This is a genomic window from Flavobacterium sp. 22659 (assembly GCF_052044235.1).
Taxonomy (GTDB): domain Bacteria; phylum Bacteroidota; class Bacteroidia; order Flavobacteriales; family Flavobacteriaceae; genus Flavobacterium; species Flavobacterium johnsoniae.
Window position 1 is genome coordinate 34920 of sequence record NZ_JBQEMU010000019.1, and the last position, 21263, is coordinate 56182.

A 21263-nucleotide genomic window follows, 5' to 3' on the forward strand; every position below is an offset into this window, starting at 1 on the left:
GCTCATTTTCCACATTCTGAGCCTTTAAACTGCAGGATCAAAAATTACCATTGAATTTTTACGGTACCCCGACCTGAAATTCTATACTCGTGTATATTCGCATTTGCTGAAAAAGGTTTTTGTGTTTGCTTATCCTGCAAGACCTCCATTTTAATGCTGCTGTTTTTAATTTTTATAATTTTTAAGTTGCAGTTCAAGTCTTTATCTCCATCTAATTTTATGGTGACTGTATTTCCCCTTTTACTTTGGTGAATAATGGGATAATCAACAAACAGTAGAAACGTATCGCCAATTTTGATGTATTGCCTTGGTACGACACCAAAGGCCATTCCGGCGCCATAGACTTCTTGACCGACCTGGCCGCTTTTCTCCCATCCGTTGTATAAATCTTCAAGTGGAATCCACAGATCAGCCTGAACTTCTCCGGTTTTAACTTCTTCAGAAATCATATCTAGAGGAAGCATTGCTGGATAATAATAGGCAATCCTGCCGACAGCATATTTTATAAACTCGGGAATTAGGGTTCTCAGGGCCGGAAGAATCTTAACATCTTCTGCCTGAACCATATATTCTGACAAGGCAGCATAGACTTCCATCTCCTCATATGCGGCGGTATAAGGGGCATCATTCAAGGGAAAAATGGAGAAGAAATTGGTGTAATTTTTACCAAATCCGTACCTGCAGTCATAAAGCTGAACATTTTTAAATAATCCCGTCAGGCATGTGTAACTTAAATCGAGGTAAAGTTTTTTATTGGTAATTTTGTATAATTCCAATAATGCTCCGGCTGCAAAAGCAGTGTTATTGGCCTGATACAGAATATTTAATCCGAGTCCTTGCAGTTTTTTTGCCGCTTTTTCTGCCTCGCTTAAGTATCGTTTTTCTTTGGTTAATTTAAATAGCAGCAGCATTAAATGCGCATATGCTCCCGGGACATCCCTTTCCCCGCCAGCACCAGATGCTGTTTCTTTTTTGATTACCTCAAGGGTTTCCATATTATAAAATACAGGCCACTCATAATTAAAATGGTGCGCCGTTCTTATAACATATTCTATCGAGTCAAGCACAAGTTTTTCTGAAGTTTTATCACCCCTTAAGGCAAGTCTGGCCAGATTCATCAATGGATGATGCAAATACCAGGAATCCATCACCATTTCTTTTTTCTGCTCTTCGGACTGATCCAGTTTTTCAACCATCGAGGGAAGCCAGCGGTTTATGCAGTTTATTTTTTCATCATAAAATGCAGGTAATCCTTTAATTAAATCTTCGCAGATAGGCTCTTTTTCGCCGCTCCATTTTTCATATTCTTTAAAAGGAGCCAATACGGCAAGCTGGACCATACTTTCGGGCGGCGTTTCGTAGTCGCATAAGTAGGCATTTAAATAGGGGAGTCCCTGCTTTTGTGTCCAGGAACCCTTATTAGTCTTTAAATCTGAAACCACTTTCTGAGCGATTTGCGGCCAGTTGTGGTATTCGATCCGCGGCTGTTCAAGAAGTTTGTATACCGTGACCAGGTTATTTAAGAAATGCTCGCAGATTGTTGTTGTCTGATCAAATATCTCAGTATGAAAGACTACATAGGCATTCGAGATAGTGAATGCTTTTCCCGCCGGAAGAGGCAGTTTATCAGTGGTCGGGAGTTGAAACCCGATTTCGGGCCAGCTTCCGCCTACTGTATTTTTGGATTCCGTTTCCGTAGCTTCACAATACTCGGATAGGGATGTAAGGTTTTGAAAATAAAAAAACGAACCTGTCTGCGGTTTTGTAATGCTCGCAAAAAGAAGTCCGGAGCGGGATCCGAACTGTTCCATGTGAATTGTCCCAGAAGTGTTAGCAATATTCCCGTTTTGCGTCAGCGGAATTATGTCCCTCGGCCAAAATGGCATAAGAAGAGGAATATTAGCATTGAAGGATGTGGTGTAATGCAAAACTGGTGCTTCGGCAGAGGGAAATTCAATACGGACTTCATAAGTGCCAAGTCTGGAATTCAGTACTACGATTACAATATCCTGGTCTTCAAAAAGATTGGTAACTTCAAAACAGCTGTTCATGGCAAATGTGGCACGAAAGGCTATTTTCCCATTACCGGGCATTATAGCAACAATCCAAAGCGAATCGCCTGTATTATAAAATTGATACGTGGAAGAATGAATTTTTTTCTCCAAAATTATTTCACTATTTTCAATATCTGCCTGGGCAGTTGCGCTCCATGGTGTAACCGTATGCATATTGATCATTTTTAGTTTATAAAAAGTGAATAGGGAATAGAGATTCAGCCTGTATTTAGAAGCACATCAAAATTATTCCCAGTTAAAGAGAACAAAACCAGTCACTACCGCTCCTATAGAGAGCAGAAGGAAATAAGTTAATAGGCCGTAATTTCTAAAAAGGCATCCATCATCCAATTGGTTTATATCAAATTTCGGCATATCGCTCATTTTTCTTCTTACATAATTTATACTTGTTTTTACAAGATTTTCCAAAGACCGATGGTCATGGTAAATGATTACTCTCCTGAAATAGATCTGGACCAAAGCTGGTCTCCAGAAAAAGAACGGAGACAGTAAAATAAAAAGCTTGTAGAAGGAAATTGGAAGCATACTATGCCTATTGGGCTTTCTTGCGCGTGCCAATGACGGACCCTCTAGGCTGATTCACTAAGATAAAATTGTCTGCAGGTTATTGCCAATATGTGATGCGGAGCGGGGATCATACCTGCACAACAGTGTTTTATCTGTAAGAATTTAAAATGATCCTGTAAAATTAATGACTTAAATTATAGTTACTTAGCTGTCTATTAATTTAAAAAAGGACATCATGAAAGCAGCAGTTATTCACGGACCTGGTTCGATTAAATATGATACGGTAGAAGATCCAAAAATCATAGCACAGGATGATATTATTCTAAAAGTTACTTCCACGGCAATATGCGGATCTGATCTGCATATTTATTCTGGTGCCATGCCAACAACTCCCATGGTGCTTGGCCATGAATTTATGGGTATCGTGGAGGAAACGGGCTCGGCTGTCACCCACCTGAAAAGAGGGGACCGCGTTGTGGTTCCTTTCCCGATTGCCTGCGGGAATTGTTTTTTCTGCAATCACGATGTTCCGGGCAACTGTGAGCACAGCAACCCCGAACATTACGGTCCTGAGGGTGGAATTCTCACAGAGAAAGGCGGGGCACTTTTCGGTTATACAGACCTCTATGGCGGGTATGACGGAGGTCAAGCACAGTATGTGCGCGTACCATATGCCAATTATGGCCCCAGAGTTGTTCCTGAAGACCTAAGCGATGAGCAGCTTCTTTTTCTAACCGACATATTCCCGACAGGCTATACCGGGGTGGACTGGGGGGAAGTCAAGGGCGGAGAAACCGTAGCGATATTTGGCTCGGGACCTGTTGGTATCATGGCGGCCAAAAGCGCCTGGCTTAGAGGCGCGGCGCAGGTCATTGTAGTTGACACACTTCAGTATAGACTCGATAAAGCTAAAGCTACAGCGGGCTGTATCACAATTCTATGGCAGGATGGGCCTAAAGATGTTGTTGAACAGATTCGTTCTCTAACAAATGGCCGCGGCGCAGATGTCTGCATTGACGCGGTTGGATTTGAACCGGACCGTAATTTAGCGGACCGTATAAAGGCAACCATCAATTTCGAAAAAGGATCAACAAAAGTTTTAGAAGCCTGCATGAGCGCCGTAAGAAGAAGCGGAATTGTTTCTGTTTTGGGTGTTTATCCTGTCAACTATGATAATTTTCCGATAGGACAGTTTTTTGATAAAGGGATAATCCTAAAAGGAGGGCAGGCTCCGGCTCACAAACACATTGATAAACTTTTAGAATATGTGGTTCAGGGAAAGGTGAAGCTAGATGACATTATAACGCACAGACTACCGTTGAGTGAGATTTCACATGCTTACGATATTTTCAAAAAACGTGAAGACGGATGTGTAAAAGTAGTACTTGATCCATGGAAATAGAAATAATTTTTCAACGCGTCATGCTTATTATATTTAAAAACCGATTGCGTTAAATATAATTATCGCTCTGGTTATTAATTGTTTAAAGTACTAAATCTGTAAATACTTCATTTAATGATATAACGATCTCAACTTTTAAGATATTAACTTTGAGGTTATTGAAACTAAAATAGGACATTATGAAAACAATATTAAAAACTTCATTCCTTACACTGATCTTTACCCTGGTGCTATCTTGTAAAAACAATCAGAATTCCAGCACAGATCCATACGCAGATGAAACAGATTCAACGCAGGCAGCTGTTGACAGCATTGGAGCTGACTCGGATACGACCCGTACAAGTACAAATGGAACAACTGGTGCTACCGGCGAGGGTTCGACTGGTTCTGGTTCGGATGGAACTACGCAAAAAGGGACTACAACTATAAACAAAGATTCAACATCTAACAGTAAAGGCAGTAAATAGCTGCCAAGGTTGATTATTTATATTTCTATTTAAACCTGCATCCTGTTTGGATGCAGGTTTTTTTGTGTGCACAATCCTTCTATCTTTTGGAATTTAAACGTTTAAAAAAATCGTGCATCCATGGTGCTTGCTGCCACATTTTATGCTTCTTATAGTTTTTCTCACACATAGTAAGCGCGACGGCGGTTTCCAGCAAACTGGTTCTTCAAAATACTAGCAACCTTTAGTGTTTTTTAAGTGTAATAGGTTCGAATAATTATTGGCAGCTTTTGTTTCCGATGTATTAGTTCGCGTCTGTAACCTGCTGATTTATATTGCTATGAGGTTTGAATACTGTAAGATATAACGGATCATTATGTAAGGCTCTCTGTTGATGGCTTTGTAAATTTGGATATAATATTAAATTAAAAAATTATGGCAACTACAGCAAAAAAAACTACGGCGGATAAAGCAAAAAGTACGGCATCCAAAAGTACTGCATCAAGAAATACTGCAAAAACAGCATCTAAGAGCGCAGACGGAAAAGTAAAAGCAAAATCGACTGCTGCCGATGGACTAAGAGAACTATTTGTAGATTCATTGAAAGATATTTACTGGGCAGAAAAAGCCCTGACTAAAGCATTGCCAAAAATGGCTAAGAACTCCACTTCCGAGAACCTGGTAACTGCTATCAACGATCATCTTAGCGTTACAGAAGAACAGGTTAAAAGACTGGAGCAGGTTTTTTCTTTAATTGGCGAGAAGGCTGCGGCCAAGAAATGCGACGCAATGGAAGGACTTATCAAGGAAGGAGAAAGCATTATGGAAGAAACCGAAGCAGGACCTGTTCGTGACGCAGGAATCATAGCAGCGTCTCAGAAAATAGAGCATTACGAGATTGCAACATACGGTACATTGGCAGCTTTTGCTACTACACTTGGCGAAGATGATGCGGTACTGCTGCTGGAGAAAACATTGGCGGAGGAAAAAGAAGCAGATACACTGCTTACCGAGGCAGCCTATAATACCATTAATTTTGATGCAAACGAGGAAGATTAGGCCTAGGAATAATATAAAAGTTGGCCTGTACTGTGAGTACGGGCCTTTTTTATAAGCGTTACTAGTATGCAGATTACCTAAAGTTCAGATCAGGTATTGTAATCCGGTTAATAAATACAAATACAGTACCTCGCAGGTTATATAATCTACAGCTCATCGAAAGGAAGGTGAAATTTACAGGTCAGGCCTGCAGTCAGCTTATATTATTTGTATTAAGAACTTATAAGAGATGGCCAGCTGATGCAAGTTTTGGAGTACTGTTTTTTTTCATATATGATATTATATTTATTTTTATTATGCAACATTTAAAAATTACAAGAATAAATGAAAGATTTATTAGAGAAATTTGAAAACGATTTGAAAATACATCTCGAAAGTACTTTTGCTTCGTCCAATCAGGAAGATCCGATCAGAAAGTTGGACGAAACAGAAAAGACTGTCTTTGATTACGTCGACAATTACCTTTTGGAATCTTCCCTTATCGCAAAAGATGTAGAAAGATCTGTACAGCTGATTTTGGACGAATTTGCTAAATCAAAGATTAAATACATCCAATAACCGACGAGGAAATTTAGTTTATAAAAATTTTCGTCCTGTCTCACTATCTAGTACTGCCGCTGAGAACTCAATTCTGCCTGCCAGACCCATTTTACCCATTCCAATCCTACTTGAATTTTCCCATCTGCTGTAAATCCTATAAGTATTAGAGCATATCTTGTAATTGATTACTATTTATTGGTAATACTTTTGGATATGCAAATCAAGACTAATATTCTCATTTTAAAGTATTTGAGTAGCTATTGATAACTAATTAATTTACGCTATATGAAAACGAAATACCAGTTTACTGCATTTCTATGTGTGATGGGGCTGCTTTCCTACGGCCAGAAAGGCATACCTCCTAAAGAAGATACCAAGAAAGTGACCATTACCAATTTCCCTACCCATCTTGAGTACAGTTCCTCACTCGCATCGGGCCTTAAAACGGCAAATGGCTGGCAGGCGACCCCTGCCGCGATGGGACTTGGAAAACCAAGGATGCTGTATATCGGCAAAAAAGGCCAGCTCTATGTTACAAGACGCGATGCGGGAGATGTGCTGATGCTGACCGATACCAACAACGACGGCAGGTTTGACGATATGACACGTGTAGCTGATTTTCCAGGAGTACACGGCATTACGGCCAAAGATGATTTTATGTACCTGTGCAATAACAACAAAGTACTTAGATATGCATTAAATGCTGATGGAACTTTGGGCAAGGCCGCCGATACGCTGATTAAAGATCTGCCGAGCGGCGGGCAGCATGCGAACCGCACGATGGATTTCGGGCCTGACGGCAAATTGTATATCTCAGTGGGAAGCGTCTGCAACGACTGTAAGGAAAGCGATAAGGAAACTGCCGCCATGCTGCAGGTGGACCCGCAGACTTGGAAAAGAACGCTTTATGCGTCAGGGCTTCGAAATACCATCGGTTTTGACTGGCAGCCTCAGACCAAAGAAATGTGGGGTGTGGACAATGGCGGAGACACTAAAGGAGACGACTGGCCTCCCGAAGAATTAAATAAGATTATTATGGGAGGCAATTACGGATTTCCTTTCGCCTACGGCAAGAAGGAAGTGGATCAGAGCAGGGAAGACCCTGTGGGCAATACCAAGGAGGGCTGGGTCAAACCTACTCAGGCATCTATACTGGATTTCCCGGCGCACAGCGCCCCTATTGCTTTTGCATTTTTCGACAGCGGTAAAAATAAAGGAGATGCACTGGTGTGCTGGCACGGCTCATGGAACAGACAAAATCCGAGCGGTTACAAAGTGGAACGCATCAAATTTGACAGCAAGGGCAATCCCACAGGGTCTGAAGATTTCTTAACGGGATTTTTAATCGGCAGCGAACGGTTCGGCAGACCCGCAGGACTGGCGGTCGGTTCTGATGTGGTTTATATATCAGATGATGCAAATGGTATTATTTATGCACTCAAACAAAAATAAAGATGAAAAAATATATTATACTACTGTTAGCAGCCCAGTTAACGTGGGCTCAGCAGCCAACAAAACGCATTGAATTTGAAGCGCCTGAAAGTTATCCCGAGGGAGTGGCTTTCGATAAGGCTGCCAATGTGTTTTATGTATCCTCGGCAAGATTGGGTACCGTTGGAAAAGTTACCAAAGAGGGCAGGTATTCGGAATTTTATGCCGATAAAACCCTTAAATCAACCTACGGGCTGAAGGTGCATCCCGACGGAAAAAGGCTTTTTGTCTGTGCAGGCGATGCCAACTATAGCAAATTCAGCACGCCTGATACCAAAAAGAAAATGGCAAGGCTTCTTATCCTTGACCTTAAAACAGGTAAGAAATTAAATGATATTGATCTGGGCGGGTTTATTGCTGGAGAACATTTTCCTAATGACCTGGCTTTTGACAAAGAAGGGAATGCTTATATCACGGATAGTTATGCATACGCTGTGTATAAAGTGGATGCAAAAGGAACAGCGTCAGTATTCAGCACAAACGAACTGCTTAAAACAGCAGGAGTCGGACCCAATGGAATTGTTTATCATCCGGAAGGTTTTCTGCTGGTAGCAAACAATGGGAAAGGAGCACTTATAAAATTGCCGATTTCAAATCCCAATAGCGGGACAAAGGTAAAAATAGAGCAGTTCTTTCCAAGCGCAGACGGTATGCTTTTAAATGACAATTCTACTTTGACACTAGTGCAGAATGGAGGAGTAAACAAAATATTCAAGATTAAAAGCATCGATAATTGGACTACGGCAGAGGTTTCGGAATCCACTTCTGTAGAAGACCGTTTTGCCTTTCCTTCTACTGCGGCTGTTTCGGGCAGTGAAACCTGGATCATGAATGCGAATTTCAGCGAACTTACTGAAGGTAATAACGTACCATCAAAAAAGTTTTCCCTGCAGCAGGCCGTGTTTGCTCCTGTAAAAAAATAAAAGATTAAAAAAACAATAACATACCATACATGATAGAGTATATTCCTTACAGTGATTCGATCGAAGTTATACAGCCCGACGAACAGGAGATCAGCCAGAAAATTATAGATTCGATGGCAAGGGTTAACCGCCTGATGTACGAGAAATACCGACATGCCATACGCGATGCGCATGCCAAAAGCCATGCTGTATTGAAAGGCGAGCTTAAGGTATATGATAACCTGCCCGAACATCTGGCACAGGGGTTGTTTGCCAAGGCCAGAACCTATCCAGTAATTGTGCGCTTATCAACGGCGCAGGGCTCCATCGTACCCGATAAAATGTCAGCATTCAGGGGTATGGCCATAAAAGTAATCGGAGTGGAAGGAGAAAAGCTGTTGCCAGAACTCTCAGACGCCGTGACCCAGGACTTCCTTATGGTAAATTATCCTGTCATTCCAACCGGAACGATAAAGGAATACCTCAAGATGCAGGAGGGGCTGGAAAAGCAGGCCGACAGCGGGGAGCTCTTTCAGGAAATCGCGCAGAAGGCCGCTGTCGGGGTGCAGAATGTACTTGCCGCAGTAGGTCTTGCTGATGATACCAATCAATTGAGCGCACCGGGACCGCATATCCTTGGGGATACTTATTTCAGTATGGCAGCACTGCGTTTTGGGGATTATGTGGCCAAAATAAATGTTAAGCCGCTTTCGGATAATGTAAAGGAATTAGCGGGGAAGAAAATTGATAAGGATATTATCGACGCAGATGAGCACGCTTTTTTAACAAAAATTGTTGCTGATTTTTTCCAGTCTGCTACAGCGGAATATGAAATCGGCGCACAGCTCTGCACCGATTTGGAAATCATGCCCGTGGAAGACGGATCCGTGCAGTGGCCCGAGGACCAGAGTCCTTATCAGCCTGTTGGTAAAATTACTTTTCATCCGCAGCAAACTTTCAGTCCCGAGCGCCGTGTGTATGCAGACGACACGTTGAGTTTTAATCCGTTTCACAGTCTGGCTGATCACCGTCCGCTGGGCAATATTATGCGAGTGAGACAACTGGCCTATGAAACTTCAAGCCGCTACAGGCACCATATGAATGCTAAGGCAAGGATAGAACCAGTCAGCATTGACCAGCTGCCAGATTAATTGCCGCCCTGTAAAATAATAGATTAAAAAAGCCTGCGAGATGATTACATTACGCAGGCTTATATACTTTGGTCATCCTCGGAAAAAGTAATATCTTTAATCCTCATCATCTTCATCTGCCTCAGATTCATCTAAAGTTCTTCTGTCGGCATCGTCATGATCCAGTTCGGTAGGCTGGTGGTCGGCAGACCTTTCGTCTTTATAATTCTGGTTCACGCCAGGATCGGTATGTTCCATGGTTTCGGACTGGATGGATTCTTCCCCCATATGATACAGACTGTCGTCCTGACGGTAAGTATCGTAGTTTTCTTGTGGTATCATAATGTTAAAATTAGATAGTTAATAAATGCTGCTTTATCTGCAGTCTTTTCTTTTCTTGTAATTTAAAGAGAAGTAAAGTTACGGTAGAAAGAGCCGGACTATATTACAGTCTGTATCTGTTTAATTACATTATTTTCAGATTATTATTGTTTTTACTGTCAGCCAATTAAATGCAAAGGTCATTCCTGTGCGCACTGTAGCACGCATCCTGATGGGGAAAGGACGTATTACAAGGATGCAATACAAGAATGCAGACTCAGAAACTGTTATAAGGCGACTGAGAGCTGCCAAGCTTTCCTGCATTCATTAATTTTTTGAAACAGCAAGTGAGTCGTTTTTGATTATATAATTTTCTTTGCGGTTCGAGGCATCATTTTCATCTTCGCATAGCGCTTCACAGCTGATGTGCAGCGCCGCCATTAAAACCGATAGTATCACAACTTTGGAAAATAGTGCTTTCATAAATATTTGTTTTTTGGTTAGCTTAAAATGTACTTGACTCAATAAAAATAATGTACGCTCAAAATCCTGTTCTTACATTTTTTTTGCCCTTTGTTATATAATTTTAAGCAGCTAGGATGTATGTGATAATTCAGCAATATAGGCTGATTGGCAATAGGCAGATTATTAAATGGATGGAGTACCCGGCTGTCTGATGCGGTTATAAAAGGAAATCACATAAAAAAAACCGTTATTGGTAACGGTTTTATATGGAAAAAAAATAAGAGTATTAAAATTTTCGCTGGGATGGTCTGTAATTGTGGACTGCACCATTATCTGTTTCATCTCGGACGCGTTCATCTTCTTTAAGCTCCTCGTTGCCAAGTTCCCCAATTTCAAATTCCTTGTTTACGGGATTATCGTGATCGGGTTCAATGGTTTCAAAGCCGCCGTTTTGAGTTTCATCACTCTGGGGCGCATCAATGTCAGTTTCAAAACCTTCAGAAGGATCATTATTTATAAGATCCTCTTCAATGTCCTTCTCGGTTATATCTTTGGATCCGCTGTCGGATTCATTATCAAGATTTTCTGAATCGTATGGATTACTGTCTTTATCACTGTCCTGCACGTCTGAATTGCGGACTTTTAATTTCTGCTGCTCCGCGTCTGAAGGTTTTTGTTGATCGGAACTGCTGCCGATCTCTTCCGTGCTCAGATCATCTGCATAATCGGGTTCGGCATTCTCTGTAAACGGGTGGGCGTCAGGGGAGGCAGTTTTCTGCTGTCCCTGCTTGCCTAATGCTGTATTTTGGAAATTTTTGTCATCCTGACGCTCATTTTCCTTTGTATCTGTTTTCATCACATTATATTTTTAAATTAATTTTTTGCTGTCGTCTGCCGCTACGGGATTGTCCCGCAGGGAGGATCGTTGCGGCCGTGTAATTCTTTCTTACCAAAATTATAGCGGAGAGGTACAATTTTCTTTACAGAATAATGAATTCCAGTTATAAAATAGCTATCAGACAAGCAGGCAGATCCAATATCATACGGGTAAATGCTTCAAATACTGATATGCAGCATAGCTGCTGCATCAAGTTGCTTTGTTGCAAACAATAATTCTCTCGAAAAGAACATTTGTGACAGGGAAAATCATCCAGCCGAATGTTGCCGCAGCGCAGGGAATGATAGGCGTGGCAGTTGAGAAACATGATTTATTTTTTGCGTTTTAAAATTTCGTCTTTATTGTTAGGTTTGAAAGAGACGCATGCGCATCTCCTCACGGCGTCAAATCCGTAGTGGGTTTTCATCCTGTCCATTGCCTGATAGAGCGACAGCATTTCTTCAGTATCTTTGAACAGGACAATCTGATAGGTTTCCCTGACCAGTCCGCTGAGTACAACTGTGTAATTGATGTGGGTATACAGTTTCGAACCTAAGCTTCTTAGACCTTGATTTTGCTGGATTCTTAATTTTTGAAATACCGCTGTGCCACGATTCTGCCACAAAACTCAGAGCAATAATATTATGACATTTTCTAGTTTAATCCATATTTGGAACTAACATTTTAAAACTCTTTTCGCTTAAAGCACTAGTTTTAAATTGAAATATAGACTGTTTTTAATGTATCGTAGAGTGACCTCAACGATACAAATTCACATAAATTTTATGCATGATTTAAAGAAATTAGCTTATTTTCAAGTGAATTTGTAAGATAATTATTTTGTATTTTAAATCATCAGCGGTTTAGATGTATCGTAGGGGGTCAATGTAAAAGCGTTAAAAGTTTAATTTTCTGATTTGGTAAAGTATATGTCAAAACAAATTATATAATGAAAAAGTAATCTATAGTATTCTATTTTGGCTATTTTATATTAAACAATTATCGTTAAACTATTCAAGTTAAAATTTGATGATGATTTTAGTTTTTTCTATGTATGACTAATGGTGAGAGTAATACAGTTTCAATCCTAGAGTTTTTAGATATTGGTTTAGTAATTGTGTCTAGATTGAAGGCAACTCTAATAAAGTCCATATTGCTATCTGACACTTTTTTCGTCGAGCTTTTCAATGATATTGGCAAGTGCTTCAAGAGATTTATGATAACGGGAAATCAATTCTGTCATGTTTTCCAGCACATAATCTTTTTCCGAATTTATAGCACGCAGATCAGTGTATAAAATAGAAATGGCCGATGCTGTCTGTAGTATGCGGTTGTCCTTTGAAAGTTTGCCCAATTCCGTCATTGCAGGGTCTAAAAAATCCTCCCGTATCTTGTGCATATTATACTTTGGATTTTGATTTAAGTGTGAAATAAATCGAAAATATAAATCGAAAAAACGTTTGTACTCTACACTGGTGTATAAATTCTGAGTATCGTTTGCAATCAGGTACTTTAAAATATTGATCTGAATATTTAACGTATCCATATCCTGACTTAATTTTTTTGTATTTTCCGAAATTCCATCTTGAAATTCGTCCCATTTATTATTTAGGTGCTGAAAGTTATGGCTCAGCACATCAATGAAGCCATGTATGTGATTTGAAATCTTTGCTGCTTTATTATACTGTTCATCAATTTTGGCATCGCTAGTAAAAAGCCGCTGATACCATGGAAATTTGCTATTATAGTCTAAATAATCCATAAAATCATTTTTATCAAGTGACGAAAATCGCTCGCTGTTAATGGTGGTCATTAATTCCAGAGGATCGTAGCTCCATTCTCTTTTAGCAACGCTCAGCTTAAACTCTTCTATAGATTTGATCTGATGCTTTATCGGCTCTTCTAGAGTTTTTAGTTCAATGTTCCATCTTTTTCCGCTTTTTTGGATTTTCTTTCTATTTGTGTACCTTTCGTAAAATCTATTCAGCAGGAAACCTATGATTAATCCAGTTAATGTAGAAATCAAAGGCAGTAACTTGCCAAGATTGTTAGCTGATTCTTTTTCTTTTACAATAATAATTTTGGCAGTTGGCTCGATGGGTTTCGGTGCGTCAGTCAATTGAATCTTAACATTATCTGTTCCTTTTCTCTGCGGACTTATCTCAGTAATCCCTTTCTTAGATTCTGAGATAGATTGACCTGAAGCTGAAACAAATATAGAGAAGACTAACGCGGTAATATAGTGATGTTGCTTTCTCATACGTGTAGATTTTGACATAATCTTTTTTATAAAGTTTAGAAAAAGCGTAAGATGCAATTTCATATTTGTAATTATAGTATAAATATTTAAAGCTACACTTTCTTTTCTCAGTTTGCCTAATTTTGTTTAGACCAGTCATTAATGTTATATTGAATGTCTGTACAATTTAAAATGTCTTCAATAGTAACTGCTTGTTTGGATTTTAAAATGTAACGATGGGCAAGAAATATTTCAAAATAATAAATCAACCTAAGTTAAGAATTTAGTTTATTCTTATCGATTATTTTCATAGCATTTTGAATTTAGCGTCCATAAATTTTACATGCATATTTGATGGCAACTCAATTATTTTAGATTAATAAAAACAGGTATTTATACCTGTTTTTATTATCAATAATTAGATTTACTTTACTCTGTATTTGTAGTTAATGTGCAGAAAGACAGATGGTAAAAAAGGCTTGCTTGTGTTCGAATGATCTTAATCTCTATTGAATATCTAACTATTAATTCAAAATAATCCCATTAATTATTTTTAGTGTTTTCTAATTACTCTTACGGATAAATAGTGAAGTGGTTCAACCGTATATATAAGTCTTTCCGAATCGTTCTATAAGATGTTTGACTAATAATGGCGGCTGGCAATGACAAGACAATGTATTTGAAGGTTATTTTTAATAACAATACTTCTTTACAGAGGTAAAAACTTTTGAAAGAATTTATTGAATTATAACTTTTTTGATCAACCAAATATAAAACTAGAAATTATGCCAATAGTAAAAATTTTCAGTTCGAAAAACAAAGGGAAAAAAAATAATGGAGCTCTTGAGCTGACAGATTCGATTTGCACATACTACTTTTCTGTACTGTGGAATAAGAATTCAGCATGCAATCTTTTTCAATTAGCAGGACAGATTCCAGGAGGAGAGATGCATCAATTGATAAGCAAAATGATTGCTGATACTGATGGGGAAATTACAGTTGAAATCGGTAAGTTTGTTAAAGGAACGAAACTGAATCTCTTTTTTGGTGTTCAGGCCATAACTAAAATTGAGAATTTAAGAATAATTATTTCCAATGCTACGGAAAAAACGTCGGTTCGGGTATTGCCCAAAGATGATACAGATGTCAAAAAGATAGAGAAGGGAGAGATTTACAACGACCAAATCCTTAAGTATGATTTACAATAGACTTCTGCTATTAATGGCAATTGGCATCATCAGTATGTACAAGGGAATATGCCAAACCAAAACAGGTGCATCCACTGATATTAGAATTGATAAACCCAATGTATCAGACAGATTTATAAGCGATTTTGCAGGGGGTAGAACTTCACAAGTCAGTTTATTCAATGATATTGACCTTTCTATTTATGAATTAGCTGCCGCAAATTTTTCTTTTACAGATAAGGATCAGATCCAAAAAATTAATTTCCAGCCTTTTAAACTACTTGATAAATCAAATAACCTGTTAAATTCCATTAAATTTAATGTGGTGCAAAAGAAAGATATCACTACGTTTGGAATCGGTTTTGGGGGAGACTATTCAGACCCGCGCTCTGGAAGAGCAATTGAAATCTTAGATAAAGTATATAATGATCAGCGAGCAGCACCAGTACCAATTGTTGCTGATGAGTCACTATTTTCAAAACGTCGAGATAGTATTAACAGTTCACAAAACACTGATGAGATGAAGAAAATTTTAACAGTGGCTTTAGTTGACATACCGTATGCAAAGGCTGTGGAAAAGGCCAAACAAGAAAACGACAAACAAAATAAGGAGTTCAAAAAAAATACTTTGGATGCTTTATTGCTAAGGTATGATGAGCTTCGGGCTCATCATGTAGTAAAATGGTCAATAGGGTTTAATACACAATTCTTTTCAATTTTTTCAGCAAAAGGTACCGCTAATGATTTTGAATCCATAAACTACTATGGCAATAAAGCAAATGTATACAGTGCAACTATTAGTTACAGTTATGACAGAGGCAGTGTAAACTTAGCCGGCGCTTATAATTATATTAACTCCCGAAAAAATGCAAGTAAGGAAAGCGATAAAATTGATTATAATGGTTTTTCCTTTTCTCTGTCCAAACGTTTAGCTTCATTTCTTAGCGAAGAGAAGCTGAAAATCAATGAAAATTACAAAAAAAGTTTATTTATTCCGTCAATAATATTAGGTGCAAACTGGGAATTGAAGACAACACAAGAGGACAATTACCTCTTAATTGAAGACGGTATTATGCGTGCACAAGTATTGACAATATTTACAGACATTCTAATTTCGCCTATAGCACAATTTCGAATAGGACTTCCGATACAATACAATAAATTAGTTGATGGAGGAAAGATGAGCTATCTGGGAGCAACTGTCCAATATACATTGAAATTTTCAAATCTTAACTAACTATATGGATTTAGGTTTTTATTTAAAATAGGATATCACTGAAATAAATGTATTACAATCAGGACCTCCAAAGTCAGGTGAGTTTCCCAATTAATACCGAAAAGCGAAAGATTTAAAATTCTATCGTGGTTCAAATGTGATTTTAAATTATTATAGCACTAGTATTTAAGAGGAATTAAAGAAGATGAAAACTAAAAAAATACAGAGCTGAAAGCATGTTAGATCAAGGATGTATTTAAGTCGTATCATATCGCACTTTGTGTGATTGCTAGTGGCAAAACGAAGATATAATGGAAAAATCTTGATATATTTGATTACGTGCTAGAAGATAATCACATGATAGTGATTGAAAAGCTTGACTTTGATTGAAACCAATGTCTTGGACGAGGTTTCTGATGGTGTTGATAAGAGATTTTTTTTATACAATTTATTTAATTGCTGCAGTACGGCTGCATTTTACTAATGGACAAACCCGAAAGATATTTCACCCATGTTTTGGAAAACAGATCTAATATATTTTTAAATTCCCAGCTTCCTGATGAATGGTTTTTAGATAAGCCTGATTTTGATTACGGGATTGATTATACTGCTAATATTGTACTCAATGGGCAGGTAACCGGTCTTAATTTTTCCATTCAGATGAAATCGAAAAAGATTGAAAACCATGAAAATTCAGCAGTAATCTCTATAAAATATCGTACATTACGATTGTATAATACACGATTAGAACCCGTTCTGATTATTGCTTATGTTAATGCGGAGAATGAGGCTTATTATCTTTGGTTTGATGAGCTTAAGATTGATCTCACAAGTGAGAACAAAACCCTAAGAATAAACATTCCAAAAAAAAATAAACTCAGCGAAATAAAATGGGAGGAAGTAACGTCTCATGTGCAAAAAAGGTTCAGTATAAAAACTTTCGTTGACGGAATCGGGAATTTAGAATATCAGGAGATGTCCAATGCAGAAGTTTTGGCGTGGAATAATTACTATGGATCAAAATTTGAAGATGCGGCATTCTATTTTAAAAAGACGCTTTCTGAAGAATGTAAGTCCGGCTCTGAAATTCCACTGCTTGAGGGACTTGCCCACAGTTTGTACATGCTTTATCGCTATCAGGAGGCACTGGACAATATCAACAAGGCTATATCGTTATCGGGATCTACAGGACAGTACCTAACCAAGGCCTGCATACTTGCTGAGGACGGTATAAGCAATAAAAATAAAGCAAGGTCATTAGAGGCAAAAAAGCTGTTTTCCTCTCATATGGAAGAGAACAACAGCACTGCGAGCTTCTGGTTTAATTATGCCAATGCGCTGCGGTATCTTAATGAGTACCCGCAAGCAGCTGCAATTTATGAAAAAGGACTTGCAATAGATCCCAATCATGCAGAAGCATGGAAAAATCTAGGCTCATGCTATTATGAGTTCCGTGACCATGAAAAGGAAATAAGCTGTTATGATAAAGCTTTAAAGCTAAAACCAAAATTGGAAGAGGCGCTTTTCAGTAAAGGCGCGACCCTTTCTTTTGTATATAATAAAAATGAAGAGGGGCTTGATCTGATGATGCAGGCTTTGGAAGGGGCGGAGAAAAGCATGATTCTTAATTTCCCGTTCGGTTATTTTTGGATTGCGCAGGCCCACAAGAAATTAGGAAATGACAAAGAGGTACTTTATTTCATAGATAAAGGTTTAGCTATTGATCCAGAAAATCTTGCGATGCTGGATTTTAAGACTGATTTTTTGGCATTGCACTGGAATGATGATGAAGCATTTAAATGTAAAGCACAGGATTTCTTTTCTTTCAGATTGGAACTTGATGGAAATTTCAAGTGTCTTTATTATTTAATAAAAATTCAGTCTGGAGCTGATAATGAAAATGTGCTGAACTATCTGCAGAAACACTTGGATATACTGCAAATGGCTACATTAGAAAATCTTAGCCAGAGCAATGTCCTGCTTAGCGACTATCTTGTTTTTTTAATTCATTACGATAAGTACAGGCAGTTCAGAACTGATTTTCCGCAAAGCCGTTACAGCAGCCACTTGGTAAGCGCACACTACTATCCGGGGAAAGAATTTTTAGAAATTTTCGAATTAATGGCTGCTAGGAGCTTCAGTTCCGCTGTCTTGGTTTATGAAAAAGGAGGCGATGCGAATGCAATTGGATCCAATATTCTGGACTGCCTTGCTGGACTGGCGAACCTAATCTCCCTGCTGACTGTAAAAGAAGATCTTACCGAGCAGGATAAAATGGAAGCTACAGTTAATTTAATCATGGACTTTCCCCATGTCGCAATACGCGAATTTTCAAGCCAACTGGGGTACATAACAGGAAAGCTTAATTTCAAGACTGTTGACCCAAAAGATATTCTATCTGAAAACTGGCTGGATAAATTTAGGGAAAAAGTATATGAAGCTACATTAAATAAGATAAAATTATTATAGCTTTTATTTACAGAGAACAATTAAATTAGAAATAGAGTTTGTTGTAGTTGGTCCATTCTGTGGTGGTATATTCACAGCCAAATAGATAATTGCTGCATCCAAAGAATTTATATGTGTTTCCGTTACTGGCAGTACCGGTCTTCCTCACAACAATATCCGCAGTTTTACAATTCGGACATTTTTTGTTCGGCGAGAGTCCGGTCTTTACCTCAAGCTCGGTTATAAACTTTGATTTATTGTAGCTGTCAGCCACAAAATAGACCTGGTCTTTTGCCCTGGTCATCGCTACATAGAACAAGCGTCTTTCTTCTCCATTTTCAAATTGGTCCGCATTGCTCAATAGCAGGTTAAGTACCGGATCATCTGACATTTCAGAAGGAAAGCCAAATTTTCCTGAGTTGCAGTTCAATACTATTATAATATCTGCTTCGAGTCCTTTGGACTTATGAACGGTCATAAACTGCGCTTCTATTTTTTGTATCAACCCCGAATCCAAAGACATGCTGCAAGTTATTTTGGAGCTTGCCCTGTCGATTTTCAATAAAGCATTTTCATTTTTTATTCTGTCGATATCAAAACTATACCTTCCCAGAATCAATATTTCTTTTTTTGAAACTGACTGATCAGAAATGAGAAGTTCCCTAAATATTTCCACTATGGCGTCCGTATCGTCCTGGTAGGCTGAATTGGAGTAGCGTATTTTATAATTGGTATTCTGGGCTGGTATTCCAGAGTTTAGTTTTTTCTGAGTCTGGTTCGGATTTTTTTGAATAAAGCCGCTGGACATTTCTATCAGAGGATTATTGAAACGGTAGGTCGTCTCAATTTTGCTTTTTACAGTGAAGCCAAAATATTTTTCAAACTCTTTGAAAAGTGCAATATCACTGCCTGTAAAGCGGTAAATGGATTGCCAGTCATCTCCGACACAGAAAAGTTTGCAGAAAGGATTATTCTTTTTAACAGCTTTTACCAGCTGATATCTTCCAATCGAAATATCCTGGAATTCATCAATGATTACATAGCTGTATTTTTTGCTGAATATGCCTTTCGAAATATAAGCCGATGCTTTGTTGATCATATCGCTAAAGTCAATTTCATTTCTGTCTTTGAGATAATTTTCATAAAGCTCAAAAATAGGTTTAATGATTTCAATAAAAAGCTGATTTCTGTTTCTGGAAAAAACAACTTTTTCGGATTTATTCTTAGTCAGCAGACCTGCAATGGAATAATTATTTGATTTTAATAAGGTAATGAAGGTACCAAATAGTGTAATGAAGCCGTTTACTTCATCATTGGCGGCCCTGGTGATGATTTCCCAGATTTTTTCAGGCGCCATGGGTTTTAAGATTATTCCGGCTGCCTGCAGATTTGTCCTTAAATTGCGGTACAAAATGTTTTCACTCATTTCATAGCTGTAGCTTTCAATTAAAGTGGTTTTATTGTTTTTGTGAAGCTCGCGCTTCCATTTCATGTCATCCTGATATTTTTGCGTTGCTGTGCGGTGTGCATCTGCCGTGAACCATTTAGGAACCGAACCGTTTCTTGAAATGCCGAAATGTTCCAGATAGACTTTTTTTCCATTTTGAATTATCGTAAAATCTGGCTTGTACTGCCTGTATGTTTCATTGGCAGTATTATGCTCATAAGGATATTCATATTGATAATCAATATCATTGAATAGCAAAAAGTTGGCTATTTTGCATTCTTCAATGCTCTTAACCACTTCCATTTTATAGGTAATTTTTCCCTTTGTATTAATTTCGATCTGCTTGTAGCTCCTGAAATTCTGATCTTTTAAATATTGTATGTAATCACCTTTGTTTTCAAAATCAAACTGCGATTTAATAGGTTTAAGAAAGTCCAAAAAATACTGCGTTACTTTTTGCAGATATGCGGGATCGGCAATTAAATCCTTAAAATATCTGGTAATTAGCGGCTTGAACTGCGATTCATCAAAAATGCTGGGCTGTTTTCCTTCACATGCGACGATGATATCTTTGCCAAACTTGTGGAATGTTTTTGCTTCCACGCCTTCTATGTTTATTCTCCCGGCTAAAGTTGAAGCCGACTTGTTTGTAAAGGAGATAAGAAGTATCTCTTCGGGTTTGATTTTATAGCGGTCAATGATGTAGTTAACCTTCCCAACAATTGTAGTGGTTTTTCCTGATCCTGCTCCGGCAATGACAATATTGTTCTGCTCATCGGTCACGACTGATGTTCTCTGCTGCAGATCCAATTTACGGCCTTCGATAGTGTCAAAAAAACGGCTGTAATTTTTGAGTTCTTCTTTTACAAACTTCTGATTGAATTCATCACGCAAACTGCCGCCCTGGGTACAGTAGAGGCAAAAAGCATCAATAGTTGAAACCTCATTTTCGTTCAGGCCAATATCGCGATGCCGTTTTGCCTTTATTTCATTAAACCTGCCTTGTGTTTTAGTACTCCAGAGTGTCCATTGATAGTGTGTAAAGTAACCTGTTTTTAAGTTAAGCAGCTTACGAAATATCTGATTGGCATTTTCAAGGGACTTTAAATTTGTTTTGTAGAAATCAAAAAAATCCTGTCTTTCCAGCTCCAGCAGCCTGAGACGTTCTTCTTCTATTTTTTCTCTAATGCGTCTTTTTTCCTGTAGATTCTTATAGACTATTATCAATGTTATAAGAAATAAACAAAATAATATAAAACTGCCTGTGCCGTTCATTTGATTGATTGTATTTTATTTTCTTTTTTTAGACCGGAAATAAAACTGCATTGTTTAACCATGCTAAAGAAACAGTTATTTTTTAAATATTTGCCTAAACTACAAATAAATAAGAAAACTTTGATATTATAAAGTCTGAATTTCTCATAGATGATCAGAAAAGTAATGACAAGCTCTTAAATAAGGGAATTATTAAATAAACGCGCAAAAGTACCTGCTAATGTTCATACAATACT

The 21263-nt window shown here is 38.2% G+C and carries 15 protein-coding genes; 10 read left to right on the plus strand and 5 right to left on the minus strand.

The genetic code is table 11. The features are described 5' to 3' along the window. Positions 1-44: 44 nt before the first annotated feature. The gene (locus tag ACTJIW_RS17625) at positions 45-2237 is read right to left on the minus strand and encodes a hypothetical protein (RefSeq protein ID WP_440715754.1); all 2193 of its coding nucleotides are present in this window, start codon (positions 2235-2237) and stop codon (positions 45-47) included. Between the two features lie 580 nt (positions 2238-2817). On the opposite strand from ACTJIW_RS17625, the gene ACTJIW_RS17630 reads away from it, so the two are divergent. The 7 genes from ACTJIW_RS17630 to ACTJIW_RS17660 all read left to right on the plus strand — a co-directional run bounded on the left by ACTJIW_RS17630 (position 2818) and on the right by ACTJIW_RS17660 (position 9573). Continuing rightward, a complete protein-coding gene (locus tag ACTJIW_RS17630; RefSeq protein ID WP_440715753.1) occupies positions 2818-3984 on the plus strand; it encodes a zinc-dependent alcohol dehydrogenase in 1167 nt (388 codons plus the stop codon). A gap of 179 nt (positions 3985-4163) precedes the next feature. Then, positions 4164-4451: a hypothetical protein gene (locus ACTJIW_RS17635; RefSeq protein ID WP_219071278.1), complete on the plus strand. Its 288-nt coding sequence runs from the start codon at positions 4164-4166 to the stop codon at positions 4449-4451. 414 nt (positions 4452-4865) lie between these two features. Next, positions 4866-5489 (plus strand): YciE/YciF ferroxidase family protein, encoded by a 624-nt coding sequence (locus ACTJIW_RS17640; protein WP_223704600.1) that lies wholly within the window; start codon positions 4866-4868, stop codon positions 5487-5489. Between the two features lie 324 nt (positions 5490-5813). Beyond that, entirely contained in the window at positions 5814-6047 is a 234-nt protein-coding gene (locus ACTJIW_RS17645; RefSeq protein ID WP_149207790.1) for a hypothetical protein, read from the plus strand. Between the two features lie 267 nt (positions 6048-6314). Next, positions 6315-7481: a PQQ-dependent sugar dehydrogenase gene (locus tag ACTJIW_RS17650; RefSeq protein WP_440715752.1), complete on the plus strand. Its 1167-nt coding sequence runs from the start codon at positions 6315-6317 to the stop codon at positions 7479-7481. Positions 7482-7483: 2 nt separating this feature from the next. Then, the gene (locus ACTJIW_RS17655; RefSeq protein WP_219071276.1) at positions 7484-8443 is read left to right on the plus strand and encodes a beta-propeller domain-containing protein; all 960 of its coding nucleotides are present in this window, start codon (positions 7484-7486) and stop codon (positions 8441-8443) included. 29 nt (positions 8444-8472) lie between these two features. Next, positions 8473-9573: a catalase family protein gene (locus ACTJIW_RS17660; protein WP_219071275.1), complete on the plus strand. Its 1101-nt coding sequence runs from the start codon at positions 8473-8475 to the stop codon at positions 9571-9573. A 627-nt stretch (positions 9574-10200) separates the two neighbouring features. Here ACTJIW_RS17660 and ACTJIW_RS17665 read toward each other — a convergent pair. From ACTJIW_RS17665 to ACTJIW_RS17675, 3 genes are all read right to left on the minus strand, one after another. After that, positions 10201-10356, minus strand: coding sequence for a hypothetical protein (locus ACTJIW_RS17665; protein ID WP_219071274.1), 156 nt, complete (start codon positions 10354-10356; stop codon positions 10201-10203). 268 nt (positions 10357-10624) lie between these two features. Beyond that, on the minus strand, positions 10625-11194 hold the full coding sequence (locus ACTJIW_RS17670; RefSeq protein ID WP_219071273.1) for a hypothetical protein: 570 nt from the start codon (positions 11192-11194) through the stop codon (positions 10625-10627). 1177 nt (positions 11195-12371) lie between these two features. Then, on the minus strand, positions 12372-13475 hold the full coding sequence (locus tag ACTJIW_RS17675) for a hypothetical protein (RefSeq protein WP_440715750.1): 1104 nt from the start codon (positions 13473-13475) through the stop codon (positions 12372-12374). A 764-nt stretch (positions 13476-14239) separates the two neighbouring features. Here ACTJIW_RS17675 and ACTJIW_RS17680 point away from each other — a divergent pair. The 3 genes from ACTJIW_RS17680 (at position 14240) to ACTJIW_RS17690 (ending at position 18326) form a co-directional block, all read left to right on the plus strand. Then, on the plus strand, positions 14240-14662 hold the full coding sequence (locus ACTJIW_RS17680) for a hypothetical protein (RefSeq protein WP_440715749.1): 423 nt from the start codon (positions 14240-14242) through the stop codon (positions 14660-14662). Next, complete coding sequence (locus ACTJIW_RS17685; protein ID WP_440715748.1) at positions 14649-15878, plus strand: hypothetical protein; 1230 nt, start codon at positions 14649-14651, stop codon at positions 15876-15878. Before ACTJIW_RS17680 ends, ACTJIW_RS17685 begins: the two co-directional genes overlap by 14 nt. Positions 15879-16340: 462 nt before the next feature. Then, on the plus strand, positions 16341-18326 hold the full coding sequence (locus ACTJIW_RS17690; protein ID WP_440715747.1) for a tetratricopeptide repeat protein: 1986 nt from the start codon (positions 16341-16343) through the stop codon (positions 18324-18326). Positions 18327-18351: 25 nt separating this feature from the next. Here ACTJIW_RS17690 and ACTJIW_RS17695 read toward each other — a convergent pair whose 3' ends face one another. Beyond that, positions 18352-20979: a UvrD-helicase domain-containing protein gene (locus ACTJIW_RS17695; RefSeq protein ID WP_440715746.1), complete on the minus strand. Its 2628-nt coding sequence runs from the start codon at positions 20977-20979 to the stop codon at positions 18352-18354. Positions 20980-21263: the final 284 nt, after the last annotated feature.

Bases quoted from the DNA above. Each gene is read 5' to 3' on its own strand.
- ACTJIW_RS17680 (WP_440715749.1), top strand. From the start codon at position 14,240: ATGCCAATAGTAAAAATTTTCAGTTCGAAAAACAAAGGGAAAAAAAAT.
- ACTJIW_RS17630 (WP_440715753.1), top strand. From the start codon at position 2,818: ATGAAAGCAGCAGTTATTCACGGACCTGGTTCGATTAAATATGATACG.
- ACTJIW_RS17675 (WP_440715750.1), bottom strand. From the start codon at position 13,475: ATGAGAAAGCAACATCACTATATTACCGCGTTAGTCTTCTCTATATTT.
- ACTJIW_RS17670 (WP_219071273.1), bottom strand. From the start codon at position 11,194: ATGAAAACAGATACAAAGGAAAATGAGCGTCAGGATGACAAAAATTTC.
- ACTJIW_RS17660 (WP_219071275.1), top strand. From the start codon at position 8,473: ATGATAGAGTATATTCCTTACAGTGATTCGATCGAAGTTATACAGCCC.
- ACTJIW_RS17690 (WP_440715747.1), top strand. From the start codon at position 16,341: ATGGACAAACCCGAAAGATATTTCACCCATGTTTTGGAAAACAGATCT.
- ACTJIW_RS17685 (WP_440715748.1), top strand. From the start codon at position 14,649: ATGATTTACAATAGACTTCTGCTATTAATGGCAATTGGCATCATCAGT.
- ACTJIW_RS17625 (WP_440715754.1), bottom strand. From the start codon at position 2,237: ATGATCAATATGCATACGGTTACACCATGGAGCGCAACTGCCCAGGCA.
- ACTJIW_RS17665 (WP_219071274.1), bottom strand. From the start codon at position 10,356: ATGAAAGCACTATTTTCCAAAGTTGTGATACTATCGGTTTTAATGGCG.
- ACTJIW_RS17645 (WP_149207790.1), top strand. From the start codon at position 5,814: ATGAAAGATTTATTAGAGAAATTTGAAAACGATTTGAAAATACATCTC.
- ACTJIW_RS17655 (WP_219071276.1), top strand. From the start codon at position 7,484: ATGAAAAAATATATTATACTACTGTTAGCAGCCCAGTTAACGTGGGCT.
- ACTJIW_RS17635 (WP_219071278.1), top strand. From the start codon at position 4,164: ATGAAAACAATATTAAAAACTTCATTCCTTACACTGATCTTTACCCTG.
- ACTJIW_RS17640 (WP_223704600.1), top strand. From the start codon at position 4,866: ATGGCAACTACAGCAAAAAAAACTACGGCGGATAAAGCAAAAAGTACG.
- ACTJIW_RS17650 (WP_440715752.1), top strand. From the start codon at position 6,315: ATGAAAACGAAATACCAGTTTACTGCATTTCTATGTGTGATGGGGCTG.